The organism is Flavobacterium flavipigmentatum (assembly GCF_020911905.1).
In the GTDB taxonomy this organism is placed as follows: Bacteria; Bacteroidota; Bacteroidia; order Flavobacteriales; family Flavobacteriaceae; genus Flavobacterium; species Flavobacterium flavipigmentatum.
This window is the reverse complement of the sequence record NZ_CP087133.1, coordinates 2,112,849-2,127,560: the sequence shown is the minus strand read 5'-3', so window position 1 is coordinate 2,127,560 and position 14,712 is coordinate 2,112,849. Positions and strand designations below refer to the sequence as shown.

Here is a 14,712-nt window from a genome sequence, read left to right as displayed (position 1 = left end):
CAATTTACAAAATTGTAAAAAATAAAATGAAACCTTTTACGTAATTACACTAAGTTGTTTCAAAATTACAATCAAATATAAGAATAATTTTACTTTTAAAATAGTTTAAAATAGTTGTCTAAAATTTGATGTGTGGCCATTGTTCTTCTACTGCACTTATTTTTAAACGCAGTTTTGATAAAAATGCCTGGTGCTGTTCAGAATTCGGGTTAAAACTTCTGTGCGTGAGCCCTTTTTGTATTTCTAAAATTTGGTTCATCGTTGTAAAGGCCGTTTCATCAATAAAGCTTTCGCTGAAACGTTGCCAGATATAATTAATTGCAAGCTGGTTAGGATGCAACATGTCTTCGGCATAAAAACGATAATCACGAAGTTCATCCATCATAATTTCGTATGAAGGAAAATAGTTGAAAGTCGAAAGTTGAAAGTCGAAAGTTTGGTGCAAAGCCGCAAACAAATGCGACTTGCTGCGCTGATTTTCGACAAAACCATCTTTTATATGACGCACAGGTGAAATTGTAAAAATAAAAGTAATATTTGGGTTTAAAGTCCGAATTAAACCAACTGTATTTTGAATACTTTTTTGAATATCATTTACCGATAATAATTCTTTAGAAAATTGTTTTTGCGGTACTTTGTGACAGTTCGCAACGATATTATTGCTTTCTATGTTTCTATAAATCCATGATGTTCCGTACGTGATAATAAGGTGTGTAGCCGAAGATAATTCCGAAGTTATCGCCTTAATTATTTGATTTAAATTCTCTAAGAAATGATCTTTATTAGGATCAGACAACTCAGAATGTACTTCGTAGCAATGCCATAAATCATTGTGAAAAAAAATATCTTTTTCACTAAAAAAATCCTGTTCAATTACTCTTCGAATAATATTCTCTATCGAAACTGAATTGAAGATAATTCCGAAAGGATTTGTAGCATTTTGAAACTTAAAATAGTCAAACTTATCAGCCATATTTTCTGCAAAACAAGAACCAATAGAAACAATTTTTGAATTATAATCAATTGGATTATTCGCTTTAGAAATTGGGATTTGGGTTCTGAATTGCATAAGATTATTTTCTGCAAATTTCGGTTTTTTTTAGAAACAAAAACAGCCGATTAAAATGTAAAACGCATTACTACACTATTTTCCTAATGTATTTAATTTTGAACGTTTTTTTCGGATAAAGCATTACCAAAATCTACTTGCGAAAAATTACATTATTAATAACAATAAATCAACTTCACAAAGCAAAACTATTCACTACTTTTGCATCTTCTATTTTTTTTTATTATACTTGATATGAAATTACTATATTCCTACATAATCAAACATAAAATGTTATTGTTTTTTGCCTTAATTATGGCTACAATCAATATTTGTTTCAGCTTGTCAGACTCTATAATTACAGGTAAATTAATGCAAGATTGCGGCGTTGGACTGCATAAATACAAAGGGAACGAAATGGGTTTTATCAAATCCCTTGCTTTCTGGCTCGGTCTTTCTCTTGGTGCTGCAATGATTTCTAGAATTACCAAAAACTTTCAGGATTATTTTACCAATGTAGTCATTCAGCGGACTGGCGCTCAGATGTATACTGACGGAATCAAAAAATCATTGGATTTGCCTTATGCCGAATTCGAAGACCAACGCAGTGGTGAAACGTTAAGCAAATTGACCAAAGTACGATCTGATTCAGAAAAACTAATTACACTTTCTATTTCACTTGTATTTCAAACGGTTATCGGATTTGTATTCGTCATTCTGTACGTTGCCCGAATTGATTATCGCATTTCGATTATCTTTCTGATAACAGCCCCTATTATCGCTTTAATCAGTTCTTACCTGGGTAAAAAAATAAAAGTGGTTTCTCGAAAAATCGTCAATCAAACCAATGCTTTGGCAGGTTCTACCACCGAAAGTTTGAGAAATATAGAACTTGTAAAAAGTTTGGGATTGACCTATCAGGAAGAGAAACGTCTTAATTTAAACACTTTTAAAATTCTACAACTCGAATTGCAAAAAATTCGTTTTATTAGAAGTTTAAGTTTCATTCAAGGTACAACCGTTCATTTTTTAAGAACTTGTGTGGTTTTTGCTCTGTATTATTTCTTGTTTGGCAACAAAATTATAGTAGGGGATTTACTGACTATGGTCTTTTTTACCTTTTTTATTTTTGGCCCTTTACAAGAGTTAGGCAATTTTATTATTACGCTTAATGAGACCAAAGTTTCAATGGAAAACTTTAAAACCTTGTTGAGCGCTCCAAAAGAATTTCGTCCTAAGAACCCAAAACATGTAGGCGCCATTCAATCGTTACTTTTTTCAAATGTCAGTTTCCAGCATAAAACAGCAAAATTTAAAGCGGTAGAGAATATTAACTTTGAAATTAAACAAGGTGAAACCGTTGCTTTTGTTGGTCCTTCCGGTTCAGGAAAAACAACTCTAGTAAAATTATTAGTGGGATTATATACGCCCGCTGAAGGTCAGGTTCTTTACAACAAGATTGATTCGACCGAAATTGATTTATTAGATCTAAGAAAACAATTAGGATTCGTTACACAAGATGCGCAATTATTCTCCGGAACAATTCGTGAAAATTTATTGTTTGTAAAACCCAATGCAACAGACGAAGATGTATACGACGCTCTAAAAAGAGCCAGTTGTGAAAAATTATTAAAACGTGCCGAAGATGGCTTGAATACTACAATTGGCGAAGGCGGAATTAAAGTTTCAGGTGGCGAAAAACAACGTTTATCAATTGCTCGTGCCATTTTAAGAAATCCGAATTTATTGATTTTTGACGAAGCAACTTCGGCATTAGATTCTATCACAGAAGAGGAAATCAATGCCACTATCCGAAATATATCCGACAAAAACAGAATTACCGTTTTGATCGCTCACCGACTATCTACTGTTATGCATGCTGATAAAATATTTGTTTTGGAACAAGGAAAGATAATCGAGCAAGGCAAACACGAAGATTTAATTCTCGAAAAAGGTTTGTATTACGCAATGTGGAGGCAACAGATTGGAGAGCGCAAGTAGTTTTAGCTTCTAAGTTACTGAGAATATAAGTTGATACGTTTAAACAAACAATTAAACGTACTATTTGTCATTTCGACGAAGGAGAAATCTCCACGAGAAGCTCTACAAAGATTGGATACTCATTGCGAAGATTTCTCCTTCATCGAAATAAAATAAAAAAATTACTTATAAACAAAAACCCGACAAATTTTAAAAATCTGTCGGGTTTATTGTTTAAAATCTTCTAAAGAAATCTCATACTTTTGTAAATCGACCCCCTAGATATTCTTATTTAATAGGTGTACTCGTAAGTCTCGTTTCCACTTACTGATTTAATCAGGTAGTTATCACTATTATAAGAATTTGTATAAGTCGTTGTCCCCTCAATAACAGCTCCTGATTTTTCTATTACTTTTGCAATATTGTTAACTGAGTTAACATCTTTGTCAAAAATATCAGAATCCAATAATGAAGTAAATCCTAAAACATTTCTGAAAGGATTATTCTTAGTATCATATTCAATTATAGTAGTTAAATCGTTAAATTCTGCTTTAACAATATTTCCACTAGCATCTAAAGTAAGTGTACTAGAAGAATCTTGAGTCTCTAATTGCGTTGTAGGATTAATCAAAACAGTAACTGTTGAAATTGTTCCGTTTGCATTATACGTGTATGTTCTTCTTTTATTTAAAGAGTTTGCTGAGCCAACCTGAAAAGAAGACTTTAATTTACCATTATCATAAGTAAAAGTGGTTGTGAAAATACGCATCGCACCTTCGTAGGTTTCCGTATAAACTGCTTTTGTAATTAAATTTTCAGTATAGGTAAATACTGTTTTTTCACCTGTATTGTAAGTCAAACTCACTATTTTGTTTCCATCATAAGAATAAGTAACGATGCTGTTTTCCTGAGGATTAGTCGCATAGGTATACTTTTCTGTTTTAGGTAACAAAACCACATTTTCTTCAGATGAAGTTTTATCGTCATCACTAGAACAAGAAGTTAGCATTAGTGCCACAGCACCAAAAAGGCATAGAATTTTTTTCATTTTTATTAATTTAGTCCTTATTAATTATTGTGCAAATAAAACAAAATCATAACTAAAAACCTACACTAATTGCATATAAAAGCCCGAATAATTATCAAAATAATATATTCGGGCTTTCGTAATTAATGTTTTCTAAATATAAATTTTAGAAATGCATTTATTTAAAAACTTACTTCACAAACTCAACTGCCTTAGCCAAAGCCTCAGCAATTCCTGCAGCATTTTTACCTTTTCCAGATGCGAAGAAAGGCTGTCCTCCCCCATTTCCTTCAATATATTTACCTAATTCTTTGATAACAGCATTTGCGTTTAGGCTTTTGCTTGCTACTAATTCTTTTGCGATATAACAGTGAATGTTTGGCAAATCCTCTTCAATAGATGCTAGAAATACAAAAGAATCTGCTTTTGAACTTCCTAAAGCAGAAGCTAAATCTTTTGTTGAGGCCATACTTAAATCTACTTGTTTTGCAAGGAAATTTACGCCGTTTACTTCCTTAAAATCTTTCTCCAATTCTGATTTCAAAGCGCCTACTTTTTCTTTTAATAATTGCTCTATTTGTTTTTTCAACTTTGCATTATCGTCTTGCAATGAGGCCACAGATTTTAAAACATCTTGCGGATTCTTCAAAGTTTCCTTGATTTCAGCTAATGTATTTTCTTGATTTTGATAGAAATTTTTCACTGCATCACCCGTAATCGCTTCAATACGACGAATTCCAGCTGCAACCGCACCTTCTGAAATGATTTTGAAATGCCAGATTTCTGCCGTGTTTTTCACGTGAATTCCACCACATAATTCTTTGCTTTCGCCAAATTCAATCATACGCACAGAATCACCGTATTTTTCTCCAAACAACGCCATAGCGCCTTTATCCAACGCTTCTTTAATTGGAATATTTCTATGTTCTACCAATTGCAATTGCGATTCAATTTGTGCATTTACACTTGCTTCTACCTGACGTAATTCTTCATCAGAAACTTTAGAAAAATGTGAAAAGTCAAAACGAAGATAATTTGGATTTACCAAAGACCCTTTTTGTTCCACATGAGTTCCAAGAAGGTTTCTCAAAGCCAAATGCATTAAATGCGTCGCAGAGTGATTTTTAGAAGTTGATGTTCTTAAATCAGTATTGACTTTTGCTACAAAACCAGCTTCTATATTTTCTGGTAATTGTTTTGCGAAATGCAAAATCAAGTTGTTTTCTTTTTTTGTATCGATGATTTCGATGGTCTCGTTTGCAGAAACCAACGTTCCTTTATCACCTACTTGTCCTCCACCTTCTGGATAAAACGGTGTATTGTCTAAAACAATTTGGTATAAAACACCATCTTTTTTAGAATCTACTTTACGAATACGTGTAATTTTTACTTCGTTTTCTGTTTTATCATAACCTACAAATGTTTCTACATTTCCTGGTGTTAACACCGACCAATCTTCTGTTGAAACTTCGGATGCTGCGCGCGAACGGTTTTTTTGTTCCTGCATTGAGGCATCAAATTCTGCTTCATTGAAAGACATTCCTTTTTCTTTCAAAATCAAAGCAGTTAAATCTTTAGGAAAACCAAAAGTATCATACAACTCAAATGCTTTTACTCCAGAAACTTCAGTTCCTTTGGTTTGTGCAATTACATTATCTAATAACTGTAAACCTTGATCTAAAGTTCTTAAAAAGGAAGCTTCTTCTTCACGGATTACATTGGTAACCAATTGTTGCTGCGATTTGATTTCTGGAAAAAATTCTCCCATTTGATTCGCTAAAACTTCTACCAATTTATTGATAAAAGGCTCTTTGGTATCTAAAAATGTAAAGCCATAACGAATAGCTCGACGCAAAATTCTGCGAATAACATAACCCGCTCCCGTGTTTGATGGCAGCTGCCCATCTGCAATTGCAAACGCAACCGCACGAACGTGATCTACCACAACTCGAATTGCAATATTGGTTTTGTTTTGTTCTTCGCTGATGTTTTTTACCTCATCAGATGTGTATTTTAAACCCGTAATTTGTTCAACTTTCGCGATAAGCGGTGTAAAAACATCCGTATCATAATTGGATGTTTTGCCTTGCAAAGCCATACACAAACGTTCAAATCCCATTCCGGTATCTACGTGTTGCGCAGGCAGTTTTTCTAAAGATCCATCGGCTTTACGATTGAATTCCATGAATACATTATTCCAGATTTCTACCACTTGCGGATGATCGTTGTTGACCAAACTTTTTCCTGTAACTAATGCTTTTTCAGCTGTTGAACGTAAATCAACATGAATTTCTGAACAAGGTCCACAAGGTCCTTGATCGCCCATCTCCCAGAAATTATCTTTTTTATTTCCAAGGATAATTCTATCTTCATCAATTAATGTTTTCCAAATATCCCAAGCCTCCTGATCAAACGGAACATTATCTTCTTTGCTTCCTTCAAAAACAGAAACATACAGATTTTCTTTTGGAATTTTATACACTTCTGTCAATAAAGTCCATGCCCAATTGATGGCTTCTTTTTTGAAATAATCGCCAAAAGACCAGTTACCCAACATCTCAAACATCGTATGGTGATAGGTATCAAAACCTACATCTTCAAGATCATTATGCTTTCCTGAAACACGAAGACATTTTTGTGTATCGGCGATTCTAGGACTTTTTGGTGTTCCGTTTCCTAAAAAATATTCCTTAAACTGGGCCATTCCCGAGTTATTGAACATAAGCGTTGGATCGTCTTTAAGAACGATAGGAGCCGAAGGAACAATTAAGTGCCCATTGCTTTTAAAAAAGTCTAAAAATTGTTTACGTACGTCTTGTGATTTCATATTTTAATTAGAAATGTGATAATTTGATAATGTGTCAATTAGAGAATTTACTACGCCTGAAAATACGATAATGATACTTTTTTAGTGGAAATTTATACTTCAATACAATAAACTTCACTTTTAAGACATTATCTAATTATCAAGTTGGCACATTATCTAATTTGTTTAATTCTTAAAAAAAAGCGGCGAACATCTGAAACATTTCTTAAATTTGTTCGACTAACTATTTTAACGAGCTGCAAAAATAGGGTATTTTAAAATATGGCGAAAGTAAAATATTATTACGACTCAGAAAATCTGGCTTATACAAAAATAAAAACCAGAAAGAGAGCTAAAATTGGCTACGGGTTATTGTTTTTATTGGCTTCGGCCTTGTTTGGATTTTTGGTTTTTGTACTTTTAATTAACACTCCTTATTTTGAAACGCCAAAAGATCGTTTGCAAACGCGAGAACTTGAAAATTTGAAATTGCAATATGCTATTTTGAATAAAAAAATGGATGAAATTGACGATGTGACAGAGGCAATTGCAAATCGTGACAATAATATTTATCGGGTGTATTTTAATAAAACTGAAATTCCTGATTCGATTAGAAAAGCTGGTTTTAAGGACATCAATAGATACAAAGTATTAGAAGGATACAACAACTCGCAATTGGTTATTAATACGACAAAGCGAATTGATCAATTGTCAAAGCAATTGGCGATTCAATCTAAATCTTTGGATGAAATTTTGAAATTATCGGGTACAAAATCACATTTATTGCTGGCAATTCCGGCGATTCAGCCTGTTCAGAATGAAAATCTGAAACGCATGGCGTCTGGGTTTGGATACCGAACCGATCCTTTCACGAAAGTGAAAAAAATGCACAATGGAATGGATTTTGCTGCCAAGACTGGCGCTCCGATTTATGCAACTGGTGACGGCGTTATTGCAAGAGCTGATAATTCGGCCTCGGGATACGGAAATCATATCGTAATCAGGCATGGTTTTGGATATGAAAGTTTATATGCACATTTGAGCAAATACAACTGTCGGGCAGGACAACATGTCAAACGCGGAGACGTTATTGGTTATGTGGGAAGTACAGGAAGATCAGAAGGACCACATTGCCATTACGAAGTACACAAGGACGGTAAAGTAGTGAATCCGCTGAATTTTTACTACGGAAATATCTCGGCGGTAGAATATGTGGCGATTGCGCAATTGGCAAATCAGGAAAATCAGTCATTAGATTAATACAAAAAAAAACGTTCTCTTTATAAGTGGTGGCGAAAAGAAAAAGAAAAGATAAATGCATATAGAGTTAAAAGAAGGCAAAAGATATTACAGCATTGGCGAGGTGGCCAAAGCATTTGATGTTAATGCTTCGCTGATACGTTTTTGGGACAGCGAATTTGATATTCTGAAGCCAAAAAAGAATGCAAAAGGCAACAGAATGTTTACGCCCGAAGATATTACCAACCTTCAATTGATTTATCATTTGGTTAAAGAAAGAGGTTTTACCCTAGAAGGCGCCAAAACACATTTGAAAGAAGGACAAAAGAAAACATTAGATAAATTCGAAATAATACGTAAATTAGAGACGATAAAAACACAATTAACAGAAATTAAAAACGAATTATAATACTTTAAAATCAATTACATAAAAATAAACTTAAATTAAGCAAACATGAAAAAATGGTTAATCCCTGTAGGAATTATTATAGCACTTATCGCTATTATTGCATTTTGGTCAATCGGAATTAAAAACACAGGTTTAAAATACAATCAGGCTGTCAATAAAGAATGGGGAAATGTGCAAACAGCTTATCAAAGACGTAATGATTTAATTCCAAACTTAGTTAATACGGTTAAAGGAACCGCAGATTTCGAAAAATCAACGTTGACTGCGGTTATTGAAGCTCGTGCAAAAGCTACAGCAGTAACAATTGATCCGAGCAATGTTACACCAGAACAATTAGCTCAGTTTAACCAGGCGCAAAGCGGTGTATCGTCATCATTATCAAGATTATTGGTATCTGTTGAACAATATCCAACGCTAAAAGCAAATGAAAGCTTCTTGAAATTGCAAGACGAATTGGCAAGTACAGAAAATCAAATTTTAACTGGTAGAACTCGTTTTAATGAGGCTGTGCAAGAATACAACGGTTACATTCTTTCTATTCCGAACAAATGGTTCTTAGACTACAAAGAAAAACCCTATTTTGAAGCTGTTACAGGAGCAGACAAACCCGTTGAAGTAAAATTCTAAAAAAAGATTTAATATTTTTGATTAACGATTTTTAATTACAGATATTAATCTGAATCTAAAGTCGTTAATCTTCATTTAAAAATAATTTCAATGTCAAAAGTAGAAGATTTTTTATCCAAAGAAGAAGAACAGGAAATTGTTGAAGCTATTCGTGTGGCCGAAAAAAATACTTCTGGCGAAATTAGAGTGCATATAGAAAAAACAACTTCCAAGGTTCCTTTTGACAGGGCTTTAGAAGTTTTTCATGAATTAAAAATGGATGAAACTCAATTGCAAAACGGAGTTTTATTTTACTTTGCAGTTGCCGATAAAAACTTTATTATCTGTGGCGACAAAGGCATCAATGATCTCGTAGCGGATGATTTTTGGGATTGTACCAAAGATAAAATGAGCGCACAATTTAAATTAGGAAATTTTAAGCAAGGTATTGTAGAAGGTATTTTAAACGCCGGCGAACAACTGAAAAAACATTTCCCATGGTCTACTGATGACACCAACGAATTATCAAACGAAATCTCAAAAGGATAAATAATGAAAATTTCAAAAAACCTCCTATCAAATTCCAAAGGAATTTTTCAGTTTATCTTTTTATTACTTGCGTTTTTTAACAGTAATGGTATTGTGGCGCAATTTACTATTCCGGAAAAACCAAGTTTTCAGACGTCTGTTTACGATTATGCAAATGTTTTGAGTGCATCTGAAAAATCGCAATTGGAAGAAAAACTAATTCGTTATTCAGATTCGACTACAACTCAAATTGTTGTGATTACGATTGAGACTTTAAAAGGCGAAGACATTGGTATTCTCGCACCAAAATGGGGTCAGGAATGGGGAATTGGAGGCACTTCTAAAGACGATAATGGTGTCATTATTTTATTGGCTAAAGCCGAAAAGAAAATATGGATTTCTCCCGGTTACGGACTGGAAGATCGTCTTACAGCTGGAATTGGCGGTGAAATTATTAGAAATATTATTATTCCTGAATTTAAAGGAGGAAGCTATTACAAAGGCCTTGACAAAGGAGCAGATGCTATTTTTGATGTTTTTAAAGGAAAATACAAAGGAGAGCGCAAACAAACCAAAGGAAAAAAATTCCCAATACTTCCCTTTATTTTTATAGTCGTTATTGTACTGATTTTAATCTCCAGAAACAAACGTGGCGGAGGCGGAAATTCTGGTAATAATAATGGCGGAGGTCCTAGCCTTATGGATGTAATTCTTCTAAGCAGTCTTGGTAGAAGCAGCGGAGGCGGTTTTGGAGGCTTCGGAGGCGGATCATCTGGTGGCGGAGGTGGCTTCGGTGGTGGTTTTGGCGGAGGCGGATTCTCTGGTGGTGGTTCTGGCGGAAGCTGGTAACAAAGTTTTGTTTCTGGTTTCTTTTGTTTCAAGTTTTTTAGTTTCGGGTTTTTTTGATCCTCATTTTTAATTTTTACTATGTTATCACATAAAGCAAAATATGCTCTTAAAGCCTTACTTTATCTCGCTGAGCAAGACGAAAATCACATTTCTAGAACCATAGAAATTGCTGATGGCGCCAACATTCCAAAAAAGTTTTTAGAGCAAATTTTATTAGATCTTAAACGAGGCCGTTTTGTGAGCAGTAAGCAAGGAAAATTTGGTGGATATTATCTGATAAAATCTAAAAACGATATTACGTTGGCCGAAATTCATCGTTTGTTTGACGGTGCAATTGCGCTTCTGCCCTGCGCTTCATTAAACTTTTATGAGCCATGTTCTGATTGTAAAACTGAGTCTGAATGCAGTCTGCGTCACGGATTACTGCTTATTCGTGACAAAACTTTGAAAGCAATGGAAGGCATTACAATAGCTTCATTGGTAAAGAAATAAAAAAATATTTTTTTATATTCTACTATTTTTATAGAATTTATATATATTTGCAAAAATAATCAACAGCTATTTATAAATTCAAACTTATGAAAGTACATTACAGTCCATCAGGTGTCTTAAAAAATCTTTTAAAAAAAAATCAAAACAATAATTTGACTCTTGTCAAAAACAATTCATTTATGATGTGTATGTGTTGGTAAAAAAATTTATTTAAAATTCTACTAATTACATATACTTAATATAAAATGAAAACATCTATAAAAAACATATTTACAACTGTTTTATTTTTAACCTTTTCAATTGCATTCGCACAAAATATTGAAGGAGTTGTAACCAATAGCGAAAATCAACCTTTATTAGCCGCAAACATTGTTATTAAAGGAACTACAATAAGTACTATAAGCGATGAAAACGGAAAATTTAGTATCGATACAAAAGGAAAACTTCCGCTAACTATTTTAGTACAATACATAGGATATAAAACTTTAGAAATAGAAGTTACAGCAATCACCACAATTCCTGTTCAAGTAATTTTAGTAGAAGAAAACCAATTGGTAGAAGTAGTCGTTTCTTCCAGAAGACGCATCGAAAAAGTACAAGACGTTCCGATTGCGGTATCTGTTATTACAGGGAAGCAAGCCGAACAAGCAGGAGCTTTTAACGTAAACCGTATTAAAGAACTGGTTCCGTCAGTACAGCTCTATTCATCAAATCCGAGAAATACAGGAATTAATATTCGTAGTTTAGGCTCTCCTTTTGGACTAACCAATGACGGAATTGACCCTGGAGTTGGTTTTTATGTGGATGGTGTTTATTATGCCCGTCCAGCGGCAACTACTCTTGATTTTATTGATGTAGAACAAATTGAAGTACTTCGCGGACCACAAGGATCTTTGTTTGGTAAAAACACGACTTCGGGTGCTTTTAATATCACTACACGCAAACCAAGTTTTAAGTCTGGTGCAGATTTTGAAGTAAGCTACGGAAATTATGCTTTTCTACAGGCAAAAGCTTCTATCACAGGAGCAATTAGTAAAAAACTGGCGGGCCGTATCTCTTTTTCGGGTACTCAACGCGATGGTTTGATTGATAATGTTGCAACAGGCAGAGCGACTAACACGCTAAATAATCAAGGAATTAGAGGACAATTGTTGTACACTCCATCAGAAATAACCAATATATTGTTTGCTGCAGATATTACCACGCAACGCCCTGATGGTTACGCTCAGGTTGTCGCAGGTGTTGCGCCTACAAAAAGAGCTGCATACCGTCAATTTGATGCCATTATTAAAGATTTGAATTACCAACTACCGAGTCAGAATGCATTTGATCGTAAAATTGACCATGATACTCCTTGGCGCTCCGGACAAGATTTGGGCGGTTTATCCCTTACTATTGATACCAAAATTGGAAACGGAACACTGACCTCAACAACAGCATGGCGTTTTTGGAATTGGGATCCATCAAACGATAGAGATTTTACAGGTCTGCAAGTGTTGGCAAAATCACAAAACCCTACAAGACAGACACAAACAACACAAGAAGTGCGTTTTGCGGGTCAAGTAACTTCTACATTAAGTGGTGTTGTAGGTGCCTTTTTTATTGATCAAACATCAACAACAAATGGTACTGAAGAATCAGGTAATGCACAGCGGAGGTTCTCTCAAAGTACAACCAGTAATCAATGGAGTACACCTGGCCTTTTTGAAGGTTATGGCATAAAAACAGATGCCAGCATCAGATCTTCTAGTGCTGCTGTATTTGGTCAATTGGACTGGGCGATAACAGAACGCTTGCATATTTTGCCGGGTGTACGCTATAACTTTGATAAGAAAGATGCAGATTACAAACGCACCACATACGGAGGGCTACAAACTACAGATCCCGCCTTACTTGCCTTAAAAAAATTAGTATATACCGATCAGGCTTTTACATCAAGTACTGATAATACAGACTTTTCTGGAAATTTAACCATCTCTTTCAAAGCCACTGATAAAATCAATGTTTATGCGACATACGCAAAAAGCTACAAACCAGTGGGAGTAAATGTGGCAGGACTTCCGAGTAATTCAGCGGGGCTTCCACTATTAGAACTTGCTGTAATTAAGCCTGAAAAAGTAAATCATTACGAGTTAGGTGTAAAAACGTCTCCTTTTAAAAATTCTATATTCAATTTGACATTCTTTAATACTGATATCACAGATTTTCAAACCAATGTTCAAGCAGCTGAATTGGGTGTAAACCGAGGCTATCTTGCCAATGCCGACAAAGTTCAGGTAAAAGGTGCAGAATTGGATGCCAGCTTTGTAATTAGCTCGCATCTAACAATAAACGGAGCAGTAACTTACGCAGATGGTAAGTATGTAAAATTTACCAATGCACCACTTCCATTAGAAGAAACTGGGTCTGCTGTATCGTTTAAAGACGTTTCTGGATCTGCTTTACCGGGTGCTTCAAAATGGGCAGGATCTTTAGGAGGTGAGCTGTCTGACCAAGCAAGATTCTTTGGTAACTCAGGAAAAATTTTCCTTGCCATAGATTCTTATGCCCGTTCTGAATTCTCTTCAAGTCCTTCTGCTTCAAAATATTTGGTGGTAGATGGTTATGCCTTATTTAATGCCCGTTTGGGGTTCCGTGCCACCGAAGGATTATCGGTTCAGTTCTGGGGACGCAATATTTTTGACAAAGATTATTACGAACAATTATTACCCGCAGGCGGAAATACCGGCCAATACGCAGGTGTATTGGGAGATCAAAGAACTTATGGAATTACCTTAAAATATGTGCTATAAACAATAAAAAAATAGTGTAATTAAGTTAGTGATTAAACGAGATTTGTTATCAGAACATATCTCGTTTTTTTATTATAAAATCACAAAATAAAACTCAAAGTAATTTTAAAAACGCCTTTTGTTTTAGAAATAACATTCTGATTTGCCTATATTCGCAGCTTAAAATGAATTTATTTCTGAATGAAATTTCTTAAAATAATTATTCTCATAATAAGCACGGCTACTTTTTTATCAGCGCAAGCCCAGAAAAAAGTTGATCAACAAACTCTAACATGGATACGTTATTACGCTGTTTTTCCTTTAAATGTTAAGTGGGCGATTCACTCGGAAATTGACAACAGAAATTTTGTCGATCCTATTCGGGAAAATCTTTGGGTACTTAGAATACAAGGAAGATACCGAGCAAATAAAACTATAGAAATGGGTGCGGGAATAACTTATTTTAATGTAAATACACAAGATCCGCATACCGATTTAGATTTTTCTATACCCGAATATCGGGCACAACAAGACGCTACTTTTAATACTGATTTTGCAAAAATTACATTTCACAATCGTTTTCAATTGGAGGAACGTTTTATTCAAAAAGCCAATAAAATGGAGTTACTTGATGATTTTTCATTTTCTTTTCGAATGAGATACCGTTTGCAATCTATTTTTACTCTTTTTGAAAAAGAAAACCAAAACTTAAAAGGCATTATTTCAGATGAAATTATGTTTAATTTTGGAAAAACAAACAAAAGAAATACCTTCGATCAAAACCGAATTTATACTGCATTCCGGTATCAATTAAATCCTAATATTGGTTTAGAATTAGGATACCTGAAAAACTTTCAAAGACGAGCAAGCGGCGTTGATTTTTATGATCGGGATATTATTCGTTTTACGATTCATCATAAAATAAATCGTAAAATTGTAAAAAAATAAACATAAAAA

12 protein-coding genes are annotated in these 14,712 nt (G+C 34.3%); 9 read left to right on the top strand and 3 right to left on the bottom strand.

Annotated elements, in window-relative coordinates; translation table 11 throughout:
- Nucleotides 1-118 precede the first annotated feature (118 nt).
- Nucleotides 119-1,069 carry a GSCFA domain-containing protein gene (locus LNP22_RS09355; RefSeq protein WP_229976299.1) on the bottom strand — a complete coding sequence of 317 codons (951 nt, stop codon included), beginning with the start codon at nt 1,067-1,069 and terminating at the stop codon, nt 119-121.
- A 234-nt stretch (nt 1,070-1,303) separates the two neighbouring features.
- Here LNP22_RS09355 and LNP22_RS09350 point away from each other — a divergent pair, with 234 nt between their 5' ends.
- Nucleotides 1,304-3,049: an ABC transporter ATP-binding protein gene (locus LNP22_RS09350; protein WP_229976298.1), complete on the top strand. Its 1,746-nt coding sequence runs from the start codon at nt 1,304-1,306 to the stop codon at nt 3,047-3,049.
- A 271-nt stretch (nt 3,050-3,320) separates the two neighbouring features.
- Here the strand turns inward: LNP22_RS09350 and LNP22_RS09345 are convergent, their stop codons facing one another.
- A complete protein-coding gene (locus LNP22_RS09345) occupies nt 3,321-4,076 on the bottom strand; it encodes a hypothetical protein (RefSeq protein WP_229976297.1) in 756 nt (251 codons plus the stop codon).
- A 169-nt stretch (nt 4,077-4,245) separates the two neighbouring features.
- Entirely contained in the window at nt 4,246-6,882 is a 2,637-nt protein-coding gene (gene alaS / locus LNP22_RS09340; RefSeq protein ID WP_229976296.1) for an alanine--tRNA ligase, read from the bottom strand.
- 261 nt (nt 6,883-7,143) lie between these two features.
- Here alaS and LNP22_RS09335 point away from each other — a divergent pair, with 261 nt between their 5' ends.
- From LNP22_RS09335 to LNP22_RS09300, 8 genes are all read left to right on the top strand, one after another.
- The gene (locus LNP22_RS09335) at nt 7,144-8,121 is read left to right on the top strand and encodes a M23 family metallopeptidase (RefSeq protein WP_210667793.1); all 978 of its coding nucleotides are present in this window, start codon (nt 7,144-7,146) and stop codon (nt 8,119-8,121) included.
- A 55-nt stretch (nt 8,122-8,176) separates the two neighbouring features.
- A complete protein-coding gene (locus LNP22_RS09330; RefSeq protein WP_229976295.1) occupies nt 8,177-8,509 on the top strand; it encodes a MerR family transcriptional regulator in 333 nt (110 codons plus the stop codon).
- Nucleotides 8,510-8,554: 45 nt separating this feature from the next.
- A complete protein-coding gene (locus LNP22_RS09325; RefSeq protein WP_229976294.1) occupies nt 8,555-9,136 on the top strand; it encodes a LemA family protein in 582 nt (193 codons plus the stop codon).
- Between the two features lie 90 nt (nt 9,137-9,226).
- Nucleotides 9,227-9,664: a TPM domain-containing protein gene (locus LNP22_RS09320; RefSeq protein ID WP_229976293.1), complete on the top strand. Its 438-nt coding sequence runs from the start codon at nt 9,227-9,229 to the stop codon at nt 9,662-9,664.
- Between the two features lie 3 nt (nt 9,665-9,667).
- Nucleotides 9,668-10,492 (top strand): TPM domain-containing protein, encoded by an 825-nt coding sequence (locus LNP22_RS09315; RefSeq protein ID WP_229976292.1) that lies wholly within the window; start codon nt 9,668-9,670, stop codon nt 10,490-10,492.
- A 78-nt stretch (nt 10,493-10,570) separates the two neighbouring features.
- Nucleotides 10,571-10,984 (top strand): RrF2 family transcriptional regulator, encoded by a 414-nt coding sequence (locus LNP22_RS09310; RefSeq protein WP_072975146.1) that lies wholly within the window; start codon nt 10,571-10,573, stop codon nt 10,982-10,984.
- 245 nt (nt 10,985-11,229) lie between these two features.
- Complete coding sequence (locus LNP22_RS09305; protein WP_229976291.1) at nt 11,230-13,776, top strand: TonB-dependent receptor; 2,547 nt, start codon at nt 11,230-11,232, stop codon at nt 13,774-13,776.
- A gap of 180 nt (nt 13,777-13,956) precedes the next feature.
- On the top strand, nt 13,957-14,703 hold the full coding sequence (locus LNP22_RS09300) for a DUF2490 domain-containing protein (protein ID WP_229976290.1): 747 nt from the start codon (nt 13,957-13,959) through the stop codon (nt 14,701-14,703).
- The last annotated feature ends 9 nt before the right edge of the window (nt 14,704-14,712 follow it).